The sequence below is a fragment of the Mesorhizobium sp. IMUNJ 23232 genome (assembly GCF_044326205.1).
Taxonomy (GTDB): Bacteria; Pseudomonadota; Alphaproteobacteria; order Rhizobiales; family Rhizobiaceae; genus Kumtagia.
On record NZ_JBIRCY010000020.1, the window covers coordinates 41,335 to 58,555 of the forward strand.

Annotated in this window: 18 protein-coding genes and 1 pseudogene; 15 read left to right on the plus strand and 4 right to left on the minus strand. The window is 63.5% G+C overall.

Annotated elements, in window-relative coordinates; genetic code table 11:
- Positions 1-50: 50 nt before the first annotated feature.
- Positions 51-617 carry a hypothetical protein gene (locus ACH196_RS16570; RefSeq protein WP_396648012.1) on the minus strand — a complete coding sequence of 189 codons (567 nt, stop codon included), beginning with the start codon at positions 615-617 and terminating at the stop codon, positions 51-53.
- 152 nt (positions 618-769) lie between these two features.
- Between ACH196_RS16570 and ACH196_RS16575 the strand changes: the two genes are divergently transcribed.
- Positions 770-1,744 (plus strand): L-threonylcarbamoyladenylate synthase, encoded by a 975-nt coding sequence (locus ACH196_RS16575; protein ID WP_396648013.1) that lies wholly within the window; start codon positions 770-772, stop codon positions 1,742-1,744.
- Between the two features lie 4 nt (positions 1,745-1,748).
- Positions 1,749-3,179 (plus strand): FAD-binding oxidoreductase, encoded by a 1,431-nt coding sequence (locus ACH196_RS16580; RefSeq protein ID WP_396648014.1) that lies wholly within the window; start codon positions 1,749-1,751, stop codon positions 3,177-3,179.
- 303 nt (positions 3,180-3,482) lie between these two features.
- Here the strand turns inward: ACH196_RS16580 and ACH196_RS16585 are convergent, their stop codons facing one another.
- Positions 3,483-4,406 carry a hypothetical protein gene (locus ACH196_RS16585; protein WP_396648015.1) on the minus strand — a complete coding sequence of 308 codons (924 nt, stop codon included), beginning with the start codon at positions 4,404-4,406 and terminating at the stop codon, positions 3,483-3,485.
- Between the two features lie 328 nt (positions 4,407-4,734).
- Here ACH196_RS16585 and ACH196_RS16590 point away from each other — a divergent pair, with 328 nt between their 5' ends.
- The 8 genes and pseudogenes from ACH196_RS16590 (at position 4,735) to ACH196_RS16625 (ending at position 12,567) form a co-directional block, all read left to right on the plus strand.
- Positions 4,735-6,714, plus strand: coding sequence for a hypothetical protein (locus tag ACH196_RS16590; RefSeq protein WP_396648016.1), 1,980 nt, complete (start codon positions 4,735-4,737; stop codon positions 6,712-6,714).
- A gap of 229 nt (positions 6,715-6,943) precedes the next feature.
- Positions 6,944-7,408: a MarR family winged helix-turn-helix transcriptional regulator gene (locus tag ACH196_RS16595; protein ID WP_396648017.1), complete on the plus strand. Its 465-nt coding sequence runs from the start codon at positions 6,944-6,946 to the stop codon at positions 7,406-7,408.
- Positions 7,409-7,498: 90 nt separating this feature from the next.
- Positions 7,499-7,951, plus strand: a complete 453-nt coding sequence (locus ACH196_RS16600) for a (2Fe-2S)-binding protein (RefSeq protein ID WP_396648018.1) — start codon at positions 7,499-7,501, stop codon at positions 7,949-7,951.
- A 209-nt stretch (positions 7,952-8,160) separates the two neighbouring features.
- Positions 8,161-9,552 (plus strand): annotated as a pseudogene (locus ACH196_RS16605) (molybdopterin cofactor-binding domain-containing protein); the annotation flags it as partial.
- A complete protein-coding gene (locus ACH196_RS16610) occupies positions 9,513-10,136 on the plus strand; it encodes a molybdopterin cofactor-binding domain-containing protein (RefSeq protein WP_396648096.1) in 624 nt (207 codons plus the stop codon). The pseudogene ACH196_RS16605 and the gene ACH196_RS16610, both read left to right, overlap by 40 nt.
- Before the next feature lie 47 nt (positions 10,137-10,183).
- On the plus strand, positions 10,184-10,429 hold the full coding sequence (locus tag ACH196_RS16615) for a hypothetical protein (protein WP_396648019.1): 246 nt from the start codon (positions 10,184-10,186) through the stop codon (positions 10,427-10,429).
- 110 nt (positions 10,430-10,539) lie between these two features.
- A complete protein-coding gene (locus tag ACH196_RS16620) occupies positions 10,540-11,766 on the plus strand; it encodes a hypothetical protein (RefSeq protein WP_396648020.1) in 1,227 nt (408 codons plus the stop codon).
- A gap of 234 nt (positions 11,767-12,000) precedes the next feature.
- Positions 12,001-12,567: a DUF6101 family protein gene (locus tag ACH196_RS16625; protein ID WP_396648021.1), complete on the plus strand. Its 567-nt coding sequence runs from the start codon at positions 12,001-12,003 to the stop codon at positions 12,565-12,567.
- Between the two features lie 9 nt (positions 12,568-12,576).
- Here the strand turns inward: ACH196_RS16625 and ubiA are convergent, their stop codons facing one another.
- Positions 12,577-13,566, minus strand: a complete 990-nt coding sequence (gene ubiA, locus ACH196_RS16630; protein WP_396648022.1) for a 4-hydroxybenzoate octaprenyltransferase — start codon at positions 13,564-13,566, stop codon at positions 12,577-12,579.
- Positions 13,567-13,719: 153 nt separating this feature from the next.
- Between ubiA and ACH196_RS16635 the strand changes: the two genes are divergently transcribed.
- From ACH196_RS16635 to arsC, 5 genes are all read left to right on the plus strand, one after another.
- A complete protein-coding gene (locus ACH196_RS16635; RefSeq protein ID WP_396648023.1) occupies positions 13,720-13,950 on the plus strand; it encodes a hypothetical protein in 231 nt (76 codons plus the stop codon).
- Between the two features lie 134 nt (positions 13,951-14,084).
- Positions 14,085-14,339, plus strand: a complete 255-nt coding sequence (locus tag ACH196_RS16640) for a type II toxin-antitoxin system Phd/YefM family antitoxin (protein WP_396648024.1) — start codon at positions 14,085-14,087, stop codon at positions 14,337-14,339.
- Positions 14,336-14,608 (plus strand): Txe/YoeB family addiction module toxin, encoded by a 273-nt coding sequence (locus ACH196_RS16645; protein ID WP_396648025.1) that lies wholly within the window; start codon positions 14,336-14,338, stop codon positions 14,606-14,608. Before ACH196_RS16640 ends, ACH196_RS16645 begins: the two co-directional genes overlap by 4 nt.
- Before the next feature lie 90 nt (positions 14,609-14,698).
- On the plus strand, positions 14,699-15,973 hold the full coding sequence (gene purD / locus ACH196_RS16650; protein ID WP_396648026.1) for a phosphoribosylamine--glycine ligase: 1,275 nt from the start codon (positions 14,699-14,701) through the stop codon (positions 15,971-15,973).
- Positions 15,970-16,320: an arsenate reductase (glutaredoxin) gene (gene arsC / locus ACH196_RS16655; RefSeq protein WP_396648027.1), complete on the plus strand. Its 351-nt coding sequence runs from the start codon at positions 15,970-15,972 to the stop codon at positions 16,318-16,320. The genes purD and arsC overlap by 4 nt, the downstream gene beginning before the upstream one ends.
- 172 nt (positions 16,321-16,492) lie before the next feature.
- Here the strand turns inward: arsC and ACH196_RS16660 are convergent, their stop codons facing one another.
- Positions 16,493-17,119, minus strand: coding sequence for a hypothetical protein (locus ACH196_RS16660; RefSeq protein ID WP_396648028.1), 627 nt, complete (start codon positions 17,117-17,119; stop codon positions 16,493-16,495).
- Positions 17,120-17,221: the final 102 nt, after the last annotated feature.

The window sequence follows — 17,221 nt, forward strand, 5'->3', positions numbered from 1 at the left end:
CCCTACTGCCCTACTGCCCTACTGCCCTACTGCCCTACTGCCCTACTGCCCTATCCCGGCACCGCGAACTGCCGGGCCGACATCGCCGGAGCCGGTGCTGGCGGGGCGGGCTGCTGCGGCGCTTCCCGTTCCCTGCGGTTCTCGCGTTTTCTCTGGCGGGCGGAGCCGGGCTTGCCGTCGTTCGATGTGGCTTGCGGCAGCATGATAGGTTCGGCGCGCTCAGTGAAGGCGTCGCCGACGATACCGCCGCGGATCACCAGCGGTTTTGGCTGCGGCGCAGGATGCGGCCGGTCGATCGCCGCCACCTTCTCGAAGGTCACCGGCGGCACGATGGCCTCGAAGGCCACTACCGAGGGGCTGACGACGAAGTATTTGGCTTGCGCGGCCTGCGCGTCCGGAAGCGGATAGGCGAGCGGCACCAGCACGTCGCCCCTGGGGTCGGGCTGTGCAGGCACGACGTCCGGCTGTGTCGCCACGGAGGCCAACTTCGGCAGGCCGATCTCGATGACCGATGGAGACTTGCCGGCGGGCGGCGGCGCGACATAGGCGAAGGACGAGGCGTGCGCCCCGCCGGTCATCGCCGTCAGAAATGCAAGAATTGCAATTTTCAGCCGCAAGGCCGGTCCCCGGAAAACCTTCGATTGACTTTGCGCCGGTCGAAGTCGATGCCTGAATGCTCGGATAATGACATCGACCGGTTGAACAAAAGCTCACGAAGCGGGCAAAGCCATGAACGCAAAGGCCAATTTGGCGAAAGGGTTAACATTTGGTGGCTGAGGTCAAACAGGCAGCGCAAGCGCTGGACGCCGCGCTGGCGCTGCTTGCTGCGGGCGAGGTGGTGGCGATCCCCACCGAGACCGTCTACGGGCTTGCCGGCGACGCCACCAGCGGTCAGGCGGTGGCGCGCATCTTCGAGGCAAAAGGCCGGCCGCGCTTCAACCCGCTGATCGCCCACGTTGCGTCAATGGCGATGGCCGAGAAGATCGCCGTCTTCGATCCGCTGTCGGCGCGGCTGGCGGAAAACTTCTGGCCGGGGCCGCTGACGCTGGTTCTGCCGCTGCGCGAAGCGTTTGGCATCCATCCCCTGGTCACGGCCGGGCTGGACACCATCGCGCTGCGCATGCCGCGCGGTTTTGCGTCCGGGCTAATCGACAGGCTCGGCCGGCCGCTCGCCGCCCCCAGCGCCAACCGCTCCGGCCGCATCAGCGCCACCACGGCGGCGGCGGTGGCCGAGGATCTGGGCGACCGCATCCGCCTCGTGGTCGATGGCGGCCCAACGCCGGTCGGTGTTGAATCGACCATCCTCAAGGTCGAAAAAGGAAAGCTGCGCCTGCTGCGGCCGGGCGGCGTGACGGCGGACGAGATCGAAAAGGCCGTCGGCATGGGGGTGGAGCGTTATGGCGACGCAGCGATCGAGGCGCCGGGCATGATGGCGTCGCATTATGCGCCGGGCGCTTCGGTCCGGCTCGATGTGGCGGAGGTTCATCCGGGAGAGGCGTTGCTCGCCTTCGGCCCACGGCGCGCGGCAGGATCGAATGATGCGGCGGCTGTCAAAAACCTCTCCGAACGAGGCGATCTACGCGAGGCGGCGGCCAACCTTTTCTCCTATCTGAAGGAACTCGACCGCTCGGGCGCCGCCACCATCGCCGTCGAGCCCATCCCTTTCGACGGGCTCGGCGAGGCGATCAACGACCGGCTGAGGCGTGCCGCGGCACCGCGACGCCACGACATGAACAGGGACTGACACTATGCCTGCTGCAGACGATGCTGCCTTCGTCGCCGTGCTCGACCGGTTCGTGGAAATCGTCGGCGAGCATCACGTGCTGCGCGCCGAGGCGGATATCGAGCCCTATGTCACCGAGCGACGTGGGCTTTATCCCGGCCTCTCGCCGCTGGTGCTCAGGCCCGGCAGCGTCGAGGAGGTCAGCCGCATCTTGAAACTCGCGACCGAAACAGGGACCGCGATCGTCCCGCAGGGCGGCAATACCGGCCTCGTCGGCGGCGGCGTGCCGGACCGCAGCGGCCGGCAGCTCATGCTGTCGCTGTCGCGGCTCAATCGCATCCGCGAGATCGACGTGCTGTCCAACACCATCACCGCCGAGGCCGGTGTCATCCTGCAGTCGCTGCACGACGCGGCGGAGAAGGCCGAGCGGATGTTCCCGCTGTCGCTCGCCTCGCAGGGCTCCTGCGAGATCGGCGGCAACCTCTCCACCAACGCCGGCGGCACCGCGGTGCTGGCCTATGGCAATGCCCGCGAGCTTTGCCTGGGCGTCGAGGTCGTGCTGCCCACCGGCGAGGTTTTCGACGATTTGCGCAAGCTGAAGAAGGATAACACCGGCTACGACTTGAAAAACCTGTTCGTCGGAGCCGAAGGCACGCTGGGCGTCATCACCGCCGCCGTGCTGAAGCTGTTTCCAAAACCCCGCGGCCGCGAGGTGGCGATTGCCGGGCTGACCTCGCCGCAGGCCGCGCTCGACCTGTTCGGCCGGGCGCTGGACCGCGCCGGCGCCGGGCTCACCGCCTTCGAACTGATCGGCAAGCGGCCGATCGAGTTCGTGCTCAAACACCTGCCGGGCTCGCAAGCGCCGCTTACCGACGACTGGCCGTGGCTGGTGCTGATGGAGATCTCGTCGGGCCGCTCGGCCGAGGATGCCCGCGCCACCATTGAGGAAGTGCTGGGCGAGGGGCTGGAGGCCGGACTGGTCGGCGACGCGGTGATCGCCGAAAGCCTTGCCCAGCAGAATGCGTTCTGGAAGCTGCGGGAGGACATTTCGGATTCGCAGAAATCCGAGGGCGGCTCGATCAAGCACGACATCTCTATTCCCGTTGCGTCCGTGCCGGTCTTTATCGAGCGCGCAGCGGTGGCAGTGGAGCAGGTGAGCGCGGGAGCCCGCGTCGTCTGCTTCGGCCACATGGGCGACGGCAATTTGCACTACAACGTCTCGCAGCCAGTCGGCGCCGACACGGCGGCGTACCTCACGCTCTACCGGCCGATGAACAAGGCGGTGCACGACATCGTCCGCGACCTCGGCGGTTCGATCTCGGCCGAGCACGGCATCGGCCAGTTGAAGCGCGACGAACTTGCCGCGACGGCCCCGCCGGTCGGCCTCGACCTGATGAGGCGGATCAAGACGGCCTTTGATCCTGCGGGAATCATGAATCCCGGCAAGGTGATTTGAGCGGGCGGCGAACGAACGATCGAGATTCTGCTGCGGCAGCTTCACCTCACCGGCGGCACGGGAATAGGCCCGGTTGGCGGAACGGGCGCCGGCATCGGATCGGGAGCCGGGTCGGGATCGGGAAACGGCCGGGGCGGCATGGAGCGCATGGCGAAAACTCCTTTGCGCCACAACGCCGGGCCATGCGACCGGTTCCTGTATGCACACAACGAAACGGCCATGCACGGGATTGCATGGCCGTCCGCTTCGTCGGAAAGGCGGCGCGGTACGGGAAACCGCGCCGCCCTTTCGAGCGATATCCGCTCAGATGATGAAGAAATCCTGGTAGGTCAGGATCGGCACGTCGCCGGAGAAATTGTCGGCGATCGCAAACAACTGGGCGGACTGGCCGCCGGAACCGTCGGCGTCGTAGTAGATGGCGCCGGTGTTCTGGTTGTAGAGGATATGGTCGTCGGCATCGACGGTCTGGCCGCTGCCGATCACCTTGAACTCGCTCTGCTTCAGCGCGCCGAGCGTCTGGCCCGTCCACTGGAAGACGGAATCGTCGAGGCGGATCGAGTCGTCCTGCGGCCGGAAGTCGCCGAGATGGTCGACATTGGTGGCTGCCACGGGCGTGTCGAACACGTAGGCGTCCTTGCCGTCGTCGCCGTAGAGCGTGTCGCGGCCGAGTCCACCCTTGACGAGGTCATTGCCGTCGCCGGCATGGATGATGTCATTGCCCTTGCCGCCGTTCAGCCAGTCGTTGAAGTCCGAGCCGATCATCTCGTTCTTGCCGTCGTTGCCGGTGATCACGACACGCGAAGTCACGTTGTTCGCTTCGATGTTCAACTGCTGCGGATCGGTGAAGCTCTTCGAGAAGTCCAGCGTTCCGCCAGCGCCCTGCAGAAAGAAATAGAAGCTGTCGCCCTGGTTGTTCACGCCGAAATGGGTGACGTCCTTGAGTTGTGCGATGCTGGCCGTAAGGTTGGTCGAGTCGACGATCATTTCGTCGACGCCGACAAGGGTCAGCCCATCGTCGAGCACGTTGTAGCCGGCTCCCTGCAGGTGGACCCGGTCATAGCCCGAGCCGCCGTCGATCAGGCCGGTCTGGCCGGTCTCGATCATGAACAGGTCGCTGCCACCATTGCCGCGCAGGCTGTCATTGCCGCCAGCGGTGCCGAAGAAGATATCGGTGCCGTTGCCGGCACTGATGGTGTTTTGATTTGCATCGAGAGTGTACGTTGTCATGGTGGTGTCCTGATATTGCTTGTGTTGGAGGTTGCAGATAGAAGCCGGCAATCACCCTCGGGTTCTGTGTCGGCCAACTGCGAGGATCGAAGCTGCTTGTGCGCGTGTGCTGCCTTCCACTTTTTCGGGGCATGACCTCGCGACGAAGCTATGCGACTCCTCTTACGGGGCCGCGCGTGGGAGACGCGCAGCTTCTCCAGATGTTATGGTTCCGCCTTCGCGTTCCGAGGCGGGTTGCGGGTTTGGCGCAAAGGTGCGCCGTTCCTTGGGTTTGATGCCTTAAAACCGTGCCGTGGAAGACAGCGTGGGAGAGAGCGTGGAAAAGGCCATGGAATCAACAGGACGAACCCTTGCCCAGGCGGGGTCGTCGCTGGAGATTCGCCTTTTCGGACAACTCGCGGTTCGCCGGCAGGGCGCTGCGCTGGCGCTGCCGGCATCGCGCAAGGTGCGCGCGCTGCTGGCCTATCTCGCCCTGTCGCCGCATCCCGCGACGCGCAGCCAACTCTGCGATCTTTTGTGGGACCTTCCAAACGATCCGCGCGGCGAGCTGCGCTGGTGCCTGAGCAAGATCCGGAGCCTTGTCGACGAGCCCGGCCTCCGCAGGGTGCAGGCGCAGGGCGATACGCTCGCGCTCGATGTCAGCGGCTGTTTCGTGGACGCGCTCGCCATTGCCCAGGCGGCGCAGCAAGGTTTCGACACGATTGCCCCGGAGCGGCTGAAGGCGCTGGCCGACCTCATCGCCGGCGATTTTCTGGCAGGCCTGGAGATCGACCGCAGCCCGGCCTTCGAGAGCTGGCTGGTCGCCCAGCGCCGCCGTTTTCGCGACCTTCACGCCGGCCTGCTGGAGCATCTGGCCGGACGTTTGCCCGACGACGAGGCCGGCATCTATCTCGACCGATGGCTTCAGCTCGCCCCTTTCGATCTCCTTCCCCACGAGGCCCTGCTGAAGGCGCTAGCCGCGGAGAACCGCATCCGGGAAGCCGAAGAACACCTGTCGGCGACCGCAAAACTGTTCGAGGCTGATGGCCTCGACGTCGCGCCGCTGCGCGCGGCATGGCAAGCCGCCCGGTTGCGGCCGGCCGCCGTACCGGCATCGCGCGCAATCGGGGTGAGGGACCCGTCGGCGCCCGCGATGTCGCTGTCGCTGCCGGTCAAGCCGTCGATTGCCGTTCTGCCTTTCACCAATATGAGCAACGACCCGGAAGACGAATCCTTTGCCGACGGCCTGACCGAGGATCTGATCACGGACCTGTCCCGCAACGCCGGGCTGTTCGTTATCGCCCGCAACTCCGTCTTCGTCTACAAGGGCAAGTCCGTGGACGTGCGCGAGGTGTCGCGTGAGCTTGGCGTCCGTTATGTCCTGGAGGGCAGCGCACGGCGCGCCGTGGGGCGGATGCGTATCAACGCCCAGTTGATCGACGCGGTGGCCGGCGAACATATCTGGGCAGAACGCTTCGACCGCACCCTGGAGGACATTTTTGCCGTTCAGGACGAGGTGAACGGCAGGATCGTCGAGGCTCTCGCTGGCCGGCTGACCGCGCAGGCGCCGCGCAAGCGGCCCGCAAGCCTCGAGGCACACGACCTTTGCGTGCGCGCCCGCGTGCTCACCGAGGAATCGCCGCAGACGGCGCGCGAGGCCTATCTGCTGCTCAAGCGGGCGGTCGAACTCGATCCGTCCTATGCCGAGGCGCACGCCCTGCTTGCCTACAACCGCTGGCTCGCCTGGACGCATTTCGGCGAGCCGGAGGATTCTAACCGGGCGCTTGCCGTGGAGCTTGCCGAAAAGGCCGTCGCGCTCGACCCGAACGACGCCGGCAGCTTCTATTTCCTTGGCACCATCCTGGCCTATGACAGGCGCTGGCCGGAATCGGACGCGGCGTTCGCGAGAGCCCTAGAGATCGATCCGAACCACGCCGACACCTGGGCGGCCCTTTCGGACATGTCCGTCCTCAGCGGCCGGATTTCGGAGAGTTTAGAGCAGATCGACAAGGCGCTGCGGCTGAACCCGTATCCCGCATGCTGGTATCTCTGCCACCTCGGCCAGGCGCAATACGCCGCCCGCGACTACCAAGCTGCGGTCGAGACATTGCGCCGCGAAGAGACCTACCGCACCAACTCGCGAAAATTCCTGGCGGCCAGCCTGGCGCAGCTCGGCCAACTGGACGAGGCCGGGCGGGAGGCGGAAATGTTTTTGGTGTCCCACCCGCATTTCACGATCGGCCATTGGAAAAATTCACAGCCCCTGCGCGACGCGGCCGTGGGCGCGCATTTTGTAGACGGATTCCGTAAGGCGGGGCTGCCGGAGTAATGGCTTGAGGGAAGATCGCTGTCGGGGCGGCAATGCTTCGGAAGTGGCCTTCGTGGTGCAGTTTTGTGGGAGGACGGGCTGCATCGACGATCGGCCAGGACGGCTTCACTTTGACGGTGGCACAGGGATAGGCCCGGCTGGCGAGACGGGTTCGCCGACTCCACCTTGACAGAAGTGTCTGCATTTCGGCAATATGTGTATATACGCGCAATGCTGGAGCATGAGCGTCATGAATAGTCCTGGCGAACCGGAAGTGAAGCTGTGCAATTGCCTGGCGCTGCGCCAGGCAACCCGCTACGTCACGCAGTTCTACGACCAATATCTGATGCCCACGGGCGTGCGCGCGACGCAGTTCTCGATCCTCGCCAAGCTGAAGCGTTTGGGATCGGCCACCATCAATGTTTTGGCCGAGGAGATGGTGATGGATCGCACCACGCTTGGCCGCAACATTCAGCCGCTGCAGCGCGAGGGGCTCATTGCCGTCACGCAGGGGCGCACCGACCGCCGCAGCAAGGAACTGCAATTGACCGACGCCGGCGCGGCGCGGCTGAGCGCTGCGACCGCAGCCTGGGCCGAGGCGCAGGCACAGTTCGAGACGGTATTCGGAGACAAGCGCGCGTCCGACTTGCGGGCGATGCTGCGGGCAGTGACCGCCAGCGAACTCGGGCCGGCCGAGGCCGGTACAGCCATTTAGAGTGAATTTTCGCCGACGGGCCACCCGCCAGGGTTAGCCCCGCCGGCTCAATCCTTCTTCAGAGCAGCCCTAGCCACCTGAGAGGAAGCCATGGCCTTCACCATCAAAGTCAACGGTACACCGCACAGCGTCGACGTCGACGGCGACATTCCCTTGCTGTGGGTGCTGCGCGACGTGCTTGGCATGACCGGCACGAAATTCGGCTGCGGCCAGGCGCTGTGCGGCGCCTGCACCGTGCATATCGACGGTGTTGCGACGCGATCCTGCATCACCACCATCGACGGCATCGGCGACAGCGAGATCACCACGATCGAGGCGATCGGCGAGACGCCGCAGGGCAAGGCGCTGCAGCAGGCCTGGCTCGACATCGACGTGCCCCAATGCGGCTATTGCCAGTCCGGCCAGATCATGTCGGCGGCAGCGCTGCTCGCCGAGACGCCGAAGCCGAGCGACGCCGACATCGACGCCGCCATGTCCGGCAATGTCTGCCGCTGCGGCACCTATCAACGCATCCGCGCCGCGATCCACCGCGCGGCCGTCTGAGGGGAGGAACGTCCATGCTCGACCATGTCTCGAAGATCCGGACCGACCGCCGCAGTTTCCTCAAGACCGGCATAGCCGCCGGCAGCGGCCTCGTCCTCACAATAGCCCTGCCGCCCGCGCTGCGCCCCGCCTGGGCGGCGGGCGAGCCGGCACCCTTCGCGCCCAACGCTTTTATCCGCATCGACCGCCAGGGCGTCGTCACCATGGTGATGCCGATGGCCGAAATGGGCCAGGGCACCTACACGTCGCTGCCCATGCTGCTGGCGGAAGAGCTGGAAGTCGGCCTCGACCAGGTCCGGCTGGAGCATGCGCCGCCCGATGACGCACTCTATGCCAACGCACTGCTCGGCAGCCAGACGACAGGGCTCTCGGCTTCGATCCGCGCCTTCTGGACGCCGCTCCGCCAGGCCGGCGCCGTCGGCCGCACGCTGCTGATTGCCGCCGCGGCCAAGCGATGGGGCGTCGACCCAGCGACCTGCAGGGCCGAGAAAGGCAAGGTGTTCGACGGTGCCGGCTCGCGCAGCCTGGGCTACGGCGAACTGGTCGAGGAAGCCGCCGCCCTGCCGGTGCCGGCGCCCGACAGCGTGACGCTGAAGGACCCAAAAGATTTCACCCTCATCGGCACGCCGGCCAAGCGGCTGGACACGCCGGACAAGGTCAACGGCAAGGCCGAGTTCGGCATCGACATGAAGCTGCCCGGCATGGGGATCGCGGCGGTCGCCATCTCGCCCGTGCTCGGCGGCAAGCCGAAAACGGTGGACGAGGCGGCGGCCCGCGCCGTCAAGGGCGTGCGCCAGGTTGTGCAGATCGAAAACGCCGTGGCCGTGGTCGCCGACCATCTGGGCGCGGCCAAGAAGGGGCTGGAGGCGGCGTCGATCCAATGGGATGACGGTCCCAACGCGGCAGTCAGTACTGCCGACATCATCCGCCAGCTCGACGAAGCATCGCAAAAACCCGGCGCGGTGGCTCGCCAGGAAGGCGACGTCGACAAGGCGTTTGCAGGGGCGGCGCAACGGATCGACGCCGTCTATCAGATGCCGTTGCTCGCCCACGCGACGATGGAGCCGATGAACTGCACCGTGCATGCGCGCGGCGACGGCTGCGACATCTGGGTCGGCACCCAGGCGCCGACGCTAACCCAGAGCACGGTGGCGGAAGTCACCGGCCTGCCGAAGGAAGCGGTCAAGGTTCACAACCATCTGATTGGTGGGGGTTTCGGCCGGCGGCTCGATGTCGACGGTTCGGCGCTCGCTGCCAGGATCGGCCGGCATGTGGAGGGACCGGTCAAGGTTGTCTGGAGCCGTGAGGAGGATATCCAGCACGACATGTTCCGGCCCTATTATTATGACCGGCTGTCGGCGGGGCTGGACGCCGAGGGCAAACCGATAGCCTGGACGCACCGGGTTTCCGGCTCCTCGGTCGCTGCGCGCTATGCGCCGCCCTTCTTCCAGAACGGCGTCGACTTCGACGCGGTGGAGGGGTCGGCAGAACCGCCCTATCACTTGCCCAACATTCATGTCGAATACGTCCGGGTCGAACCGCCCGGCGTGCAGACCGCCTTCTGGCGCGGCGTCGGCGTGACGCACAGCGTCTTCGTCGTGGAGAGTTTTATCGACGAACTGGCGGCCGCGGCGAAGCAGGACCCGGTCGCCTACCGCAAGGCGCTGCTGGCGCACAATCCGCGTGCGCTCGCCGTGCTGAGCTGGCAGCGGAAAAAGCCGGCTGGGGCACGCCGCTGCCGGCCGGAAGGGGACGGGGCGTTTCCGTCGAGGTCGGCTTCGGCAGCTATCTCGCCCAGGTGGCGGAGGTCGAGGTCAAGGACGGGGCGGTGAAAGTCCACCGGATCGTCTGCGCCGTCGATTGCGGCATTGTGATCAATCCGGACACGATCGCCGCCCAAATCGAGGGCGGCACGATCTTCGGCCTTACAGCCGCGCTGCACGGCCAGATCACGCTGAAGGACGGAAGGGTGGAGCAGAGCAATTTCGACACCTACCTGCCGATGCGCATCGACGAGGTTCCGGTGGTCGAGACCCATCTGGTCTCAAGCACAGAGGCTCCCGGCGGCATCGGCGAGCCGCCCACCGCGGTGGTCGCGCCGGCTGTGACCAATGCCATCTTCGCCGCCACCGGCAAGCGCATCCGCACCCTGCCGATCGACAGCAATTTTTCCGATGCGGGCTGAGCACGGAGGAAGCTCTTAAGGCCGCTTGTCGGCGCCTCTGCCGATCAGTGCTCATCAAGCCGCCCGCCGAGCCGTTCGTCGGCATGGGCGGCGTATTCTTCCGCCGCACCCGCCGGCCGCCGGCCGAGGTCATCAACGATGGCAACGGCGAGGTGTCGAACCTCTCCCGCATCCTGCAGCGTCACTACCCGCAGTCCATGGACACGCTGCGCTTCCAGATCACCTCACGCCGTGAGTTCAAGGAAACCAAACGGATACCTAAATCCGTGCAGAATGATTTTAAGAGCTTTTAGGCGTAAGCGGAGAAGAGCCGGCTAGTTGCAGTATTGCACCCGAGAGCTCAAAGCGGACCGGATGCCTTCCTGCAAACAGGATGCTCCGTGTTCAATTCGTGAGACTCGTCATGTTGGGATATCGGAAGCGATCGTTCGATCGCGCTCATGGGCTGTTAGAGGCACTGCGAGCCGATCTGGACGACTTTCAATCTCTAAAAGCGCTTCAACACCTACTTCTCAGTGAGATTGCGCGCTCAGAGCAGCGTATTCGCAGATTGAAGGATATGAAAGCCAGTGACGCTGCCGGCGCGAAAAGCATTTCCTATCTGGATAGTCGCATCGACGGTTTCAGACGGTGCAACTTCATTTGGCGAGGTTTCGGGGACGCGATCGCTTTCCTCTACATGGACAAATACGCGCTCAAACATACGTACTTCAGCACTAAGAATGCAAATCCAAAGCAGGATGCGGGCTTCATCATCGACAAAGCTGGCTTGGCGTTCGAACTAGGCGTTCTAGACTCCGCAATCCAGCACGGTGTGCCGGCGCTGCTCACTGACATAACAAACACCATCCGCCATGGGGATATATGCCTCATGGGCAATTCCGCTCCATACTTGATCGAGGTGAAAGCCGCGAAGAGCAAAAATCCAAGGGCGAAGAAGCAATTTCGAAGCATCGAAAAGCTTCACTCTTTTTTTGAAACTGACCAGAGTGTCGGATTGCGCGGAATACCATTTCTGACCCGGCATGCGTCAGCCTTACCTGAAATCTCTTATGAGGCAGACCTCAATGAATGCATTGCAGAAGCGAGGGCGCTCGGCCATGCAGTGCGTCGGCCCGAGAGCGGGCTGACGTACATCGTGTTTGAGGAATGCCAAGTTCCTGTCGCGGACGTACTCGCTTCTTCAGGGGCTAAGCGGCCCTGGGCCTTCATGTTGAACCAGTTGAAGTCAACAAGGTCGTGGGCGCCCTTCCAACCTTTCGTTCTTTCGATCAAGAACAAGCAGGACCTTTGGGATTTTATAAGCGGCAAGCTCGTGATCATGGTCATGGTTGAGCCAGATGCGCTGATCGAGTTTGCGGCGATGCATGGCAAGAAAGCGTGGGTGGATGGCACCGATCCGGCATTCCATCTGCATTTCGATGGAAGCCCCGATGAAGGTGGATTGGCCGTCATTTCCGAGAACCTAATCGCAAGGATAGGTCTTGAGTTCATTTCTCCTAGATGGATTGTATCGTCGGCACTGGATCGGTGGAAGGACGGTGCGGCAGCCGTAAGCGCGCATTGGGATGATCTATCCCCAGATCATCGCGTCGAATGGCTAAATTTCGCTCAGATCAGTGACAAGTGAAATGTCGCGTCGTGCCATCCGAAATGTCGCGCTACAAAATTTACCCCTTCTTGATCCCTCTTTCCAAATTCTTCCATCCGGTTGCATTCCGCTAACCATCGGACGGATCAGCAAAATTTAACCGACTTTCTTAAGCGGGCCGATAAGGCTGGCGCGTATTGTCGCTCCCATAAGAAGCCCGGGGAAAACCGGGGCAGGGAGCCACCGGCTCTCGGGAGTAACAGGAGACGGCAAATGAGCACCGGGCTGAAGCCAGTCTGGGCGGGGCGCAACATGCGCCTCGACCCTTCCCGCCTGCCGCAGGTGGTGAGCTATGCGACACGCGACGACTTCGGCGATGTCACTTTCACGATCGACCATCGCGGCGCGGTGCTGCGCCGCGTCCTCGACAGGTGCGGCCTTCCGGTGACGGTCGCCCTGCCGGCGCGCGCTTTCCGCGGGGTGGCGGCGCGCGCCATCGAGGACGATCGTGGCCATGTCACGGTGACGCTGGAACTGATGCACCGCGACCCCATGCTGTCGGTGCCGCTGCTGGTGGCCGAGGATCTCGACGACGTTGCCGCCGACTGGCGCGCCTGGTCGGAAGCCTACGGCCTGCCGATGCTGCTGGTCGAGGCCGACGGCGTCGCCCGCGAACTCGAAGAATCGCTCGGCAAGGCGATCCGCCCGATGCCGCCGCAGATGCGCCGCCAGGGCAAGTCGACCAACCAGCGCCGGCCGCGCTTCCTCATGCGCCGCCGCACCGGCGACCTCGGATTGCGGCTGGTCGTTCAGGGCGAAGAGATCGTCGCGCCGAACTGAGGGCCGCGCTCAGGGGCCGACCACCGGCTTCAGCGCGATCCACAGCGCGCCGCCGATCAGGCCGAGGAAAATCAGCAAACCGACGATCTTGTTCGAGTGGAACAGCGCCAGGCACTGTTTCGGATCGTCGATGTCCAGCACCCACACCTGCCGCGCCATATGCGCGCCGGCCGCGACCAGCCCAGCCAATGCCGGCAGCGGGGCTTCCGCGGCGGCGAAGGCAAGCGCGAAACAAGCCAGCGCCCCGGCATAGAGGCCGGTCAGCCAAGCCTTTGTATTGTCGCCGAAAAGCCGCGCCGTCGAGCGCACGCCGACCAGCGCGTCGTCCTCCTTGTCCTGGTGCGCGTAGATCGTGTCGTAGCCGATCACCCACATGATCGAGCCGGCGTAAAGCATGATCGCCGGACCGTCCAAATCGCCGAACTCGGCGGCCCAGCCCATCAGCGCGCCCCAGGAAAACGCAAGCCCCAGAACCAGTTGCGGCCAGTCGGTGATTCTCTTCATGAACGGATAGGCGGCGACGACCACCAGCGAACAGAGGCCGACCAGGATGGCAAAACTGTTGAACTGCAGCAGCACGACAAGTCCAACAAGCGCCTGGATGACAAGGAAAACCCACGCCTGTTTCCGGCTCACCTGGCCCGACGGCAAGGGCCGTGATCGGGTGCGCTCTACGCCGGCATCGATGTCCTCGTCGACGATGTCGTTGTAGGTGCAGCCCGCCCCACGCATGGCAATCGCGCCCGCCAGAAACAGGAACAATACCCAGGGGGACGGCAGCAGACTCATGAGTGTGTCGCCCGGCCGCGCATAGGCGACTGCGGCCAGTGCCGCCGACCACCAGCACGGCAACAGCAGCAACTGCCAGCCGATCGGCCGGTCCCACCGCGCCAGTTGCGCATAAGGCCATAGCCCGCGCGGCAGGAGACGGTAGACCCAGTGGCGGCTCGGCGCGTCGGCGACTCGGCCCTGGCCGGAACGGGACTGGATGGTTTCCATGGCCGATTGAGTGGCAGCAGGCGACGGTTCCGTCAAGCAACGCGTTGCCGCACACTTTCGGTAATGTTGCGACGCAATATTTCATTTTGCATTGCAGCAAATTTCATGCAGTCTGCGTGTGGGAGGCAGATTCACTGGCTTGGGGTGAAGTGCATGCTCCGCATTCTGATACTCATCTGCTCCACCGAGGTGTCGCCGCAGGACTGCCAGCGCGAGACCGCGCTCGACATGATCAGCGGCCCGCAAGTGACAAGCGTCATGACCTGCGCCCTGCAGGGGCAGGCGCTGGTTGCCAGCACGGCGACGATCGGCCGGCGGCCGGACGAGTACATGAAGATCCGCTGCGAGCACCTGCCGGACGAACAGACCGCGCAAAAGTTCTGATCAGTTGGTTGCCGTAGCCGGTGAAGCGGCGACCTGGGCGTTGGCCGCAGCGTTGAGGTCTGAAAGGGGCAATTGAACCTTGCCGGTCGAAATCTGTACGAATATATGTACAGAAACGAGCGGAGGGATGTTCCATGCCCTATGTCACCTTTACCGACCTGCGCAACAACCTCGCCACGCATCTCGACAAGGTTGAGAATGACCGGGCCGAACTGATCGTGACCCGCCAGGGCCACGAGCCTGTCGTTATCGTTTCCCTGGCGGACTGGGAGGGGATGAAGGAGACGACTTACCTTCTCAGCAGCCCGGCAAATGCCGAGCGGCTTTTGGAATCGATTGCAGAACTTGATGCCGGCAAAGGAACCGAACGCGATCTGATCGACCCGTGAGGATCATCTTCGCCCGATCGTCCTGGTCGGACTATCTGCAATGGCAGGAACAGGATCGTGTCATTGTCCAGCGGATAAACGAACTGATTTCGGACGCGATGCGTCATCCGTTCGTTGGTCTGGGCAAGCCCGAGCCGCTTCGCAATGAAATGTCGGGCTGGTGGTCACGTCGCATCAATCACGAACATCGCTTGGTTTATCGTGTCGCCAGCACCGGTGAGACCCAGTCCGTCGAGATCGCTTCGTGCCGCTTCCACTACAAGCGGTGATGTGCATCGGTCTTTCGCTGCATCAGGCTTGACCCTGCGCCGCATCGCCAATAGCGGGTGGGCGGCGATCGGCTGCGAGGTGGTTTCGGCATGAATGTTCTTTTGATCGGCTCCGGCGGACGCGAGCATGCGCTGGCGTGGAAACTTTCGGCGTCGCCGCTGCTGACAAAACTCTATGCAGCGCCGGGCAATCCGGGCATCGCGAAGGAAGCCGAAATCGTTACGCTCGACATCGGCGACCATGCGGCGGTCGCCGCATGGTGCAAGGATAAGCGAATAGACCTCGTCATTGTCGGGCCGGAAGCGCCGCTTGTCGCCGGCTTAGCCGACGATTTGCGCGTCGCTGGCATCCGCGTTTTCGGGCCGTCCAAAGTGGCCGCGCGCCTGGAGGGCTCGAAGGGTTTTACAAAAGATCTGTGTGCCCGTTTCAGCATCCCGACCGCGGCCTACGGCCGCTTCACCGACGCCGTGGAAGCCGCAGCCTATGTCCGCAGGCAGGGCGCGCCGATCGTCGTCAAGGCCGACGGACTTGCCGCCGGCAAGGGCGTGACGGTGGCGATGACAGTCGAGGAAGCGCAAGAAGCGGTGGCTGCCTGCTTCGATGGCAGTTTCGGCGCTGCCGGCGCCGAGGTCGTCGTCGAGGAATTTTTGACCGGTGAGGAAGCGAGCTTTTTCTGCCTTTGCGACGGCACGACAGCGTTGCCGTTCGGCACGGCGCAGGATCACAAGCGGGTAGGCGAGGGCGACACCGGACCCAATACGGGCGGCATGGGTGCCTATTCGCCGGCGCCGGTGATGACGCCCGAGATGATTGACCGCACCATGCGCGAGATCATCGAACCAACCATGCGCGGCATGGCCGAACTCGGCTCGCCGTTTTCCGGGGTGCTGTTCGCCGGCCTGATGATCGGCGCCGACGGGCCAAAACTGATCGAATACAATGTCCGCTTCGGCGATCCCGAATGCCAGGTGCTGATGATGCGGCTGAAGGACGATCTGCTGGTGTTGCTTTCGGCGGCGGCGGACGGCCAACTTGCGCATATGTCGGCCCGCTGGCGCGATGAGGCGGCGCTGACGGTCGTCATGGCCGCCAACGGCTATCCGGGCACGCCGGAGCGCGGCGGCGTGATTTCCGGGCTGGACCAGGTGCCCGAAGGGGTCGAAATATTCCATGCGGGAACCGCATTGAAGGACGGCGACATCGTCGCCAGCGGAGGTCGCGTTCTCAATGTCACGGCGGTCGGCAAGACCGTCACTGAGGCGCAGGCGCGCGCCTATTCGGGTGTCGATGCGATCGATTGGCCGCAAGGGTTTTGCCGCCGCGACATCGGCTTCCGGGCCGTCGAAAGGGAGAAGAACGCATGAGCGTCACGATCTACCATCACCCGAAATGCACGTCCTCGCTGCTGGCGCTCGACCTGATCCGGCAGGCCGGGATCGAGCCGACGATCATCGAATATCTGGTCACGCCGCCGACCCGTGAGAAGTTGAAGGAATTGATCAAGGCGCTCGGCATCAAGCCGCGCGGCCTGCTGCGCCAGAACGAGAAGGTCTATGAGAAGCTGAACCTCGCCGACCCGAAATGGAGCGACGATCAGATCATCGACTTCATGCTGAAGAATCCGATCCTGATCAACCGGCCGATCGTGATCACGCCCAAGGGCACAGTGCTGGCGCGGCCGGGCGACAAGGTGAAGCCGTTTCTGCGGTGACCTCTGGCGGCTAGCATCATTCGCCGTAATGCAAACGGTCCTTCAGCACTGCATCCTGCCAACGCAGCGCAACCAAGACGGCGGCGATACCGATGACAGGCACCAGCAGCGGGGGATAATTATGGACGCTCATCGATCCGATCCGTCCCGCAAATCAAGGGAGCCAGTTGGACTATTCATCATAGGGATCAATGAGGGCGCCGGAAGCAACATCCCGCCGCTCACGGCGTATAAGTGTGGCCCGCAATTCCCAATGGGGCATAAACCGGTCAAAACGGAGCGCTTCTCTTAAAGACATTCTCTCAACGAGTTCAACATGGCCAAACCGTTCTGAACGTTCAATCACACCCTCTGCCGCGCTTGAGAGGTCGAAAACTTGGACCTTCCATGTGTTGTCGTCACCCCAAACGCATCCGGCCACAAAGCCGGTCGACAGAGATTGCCACTGGCTTACTGATATTAATTCACGCCAATCGGAGTTCCTGGGCTCGCCATCCTTTTCAAGTGATTCTTCAAACCACCAATCCTCCTTTTCCTCGCCGGTTTCCCTGATTCTCCAAGTCACCTTCTTGTAGATGGGCACATAGAGTTCGACAGGGCAGAAGCCGTGGGATGCAGGCTCTTCCCCACCAATGTCCCTACAGTCAGGCAGGCTCATTATTCGTGTGGCAGTATAGTTTTTCGAGTACAGTGCGTACCAGGAGTCGCCAATCGGAAAAGGCTCAAACGTTGATTTGCCAAAACCGGGATAGTCTCGTTCGTATTCACCAACCTGAGCGCCGCCATCGAATATCTTCACCAACGTAGTTCCAGACCGGCCGCCCTGGCCTGGAATTGCGACCGTCTCCACACAAAACCGCCTGGCGTTCAGGGAAGGTTCCATAAACTGCAACCTTTATTG

Bases quoted from the DNA above. Each gene is read 5' to 3' on its own strand.
- ACH196_RS16580 (WP_396648014.1), top strand. From the start codon at position 1,749: ATGCCTGCTGCAGACGATGCTGCCTTCGTCGCCGTGCTCGACCGGTTC.
- ACH196_RS16585 (WP_396648015.1), bottom strand. From the start codon at position 4,406: ATGACAACGTACACTCTCGATGCAAATCAAAACACCATCAGTGCCGGC.
- ACH196_RS16590 (WP_396648016.1), top strand. From the start codon at position 4,735: ATGGAATCAACAGGACGAACCCTTGCCCAGGCGGGGTCGTCGCTGGAG.
- ACH196_RS16595 (WP_396648017.1), top strand. From the start codon at position 6,944: ATGAATAGTCCTGGCGAACCGGAAGTGAAGCTGTGCAATTGCCTGGCG.
- ACH196_RS16600 (WP_396648018.1), top strand. From the start codon at position 7,499: ATGGCCTTCACCATCAAAGTCAACGGTACACCGCACAGCGTCGACGTC.
- ACH196_RS16620 (WP_396648020.1), top strand. From the start codon at position 10,540: ATGTTGGGATATCGGAAGCGATCGTTCGATCGCGCTCATGGGCTGTTA.
- ACH196_RS16625 (WP_396648021.1), top strand. From the start codon at position 12,001: ATGAGCACCGGGCTGAAGCCAGTCTGGGCGGGGCGCAACATGCGCCTC.
- ubiA (WP_396648022.1), bottom strand. From the start codon at position 13,566: ATGGAAACCATCCAGTCCCGTTCCGGCCAGGGCCGAGTCGCCGACGCG.
- ACH196_RS16635 (WP_396648023.1), top strand. From the start codon at position 13,720: ATGCTCCGCATTCTGATACTCATCTGCTCCACCGAGGTGTCGCCGCAG.
- ACH196_RS16640 (WP_396648024.1), top strand. From the start codon at position 14,085: ATGCCCTATGTCACCTTTACCGACCTGCGCAACAACCTCGCCACGCAT.
- purD (WP_396648026.1), top strand. From the start codon at position 14,699: ATGAATGTTCTTTTGATCGGCTCCGGCGGACGCGAGCATGCGCTGGCG.
- arsC (WP_396648027.1), top strand. From the start codon at position 15,970: ATGAGCGTCACGATCTACCATCACCCGAAATGCACGTCCTCGCTGCTG.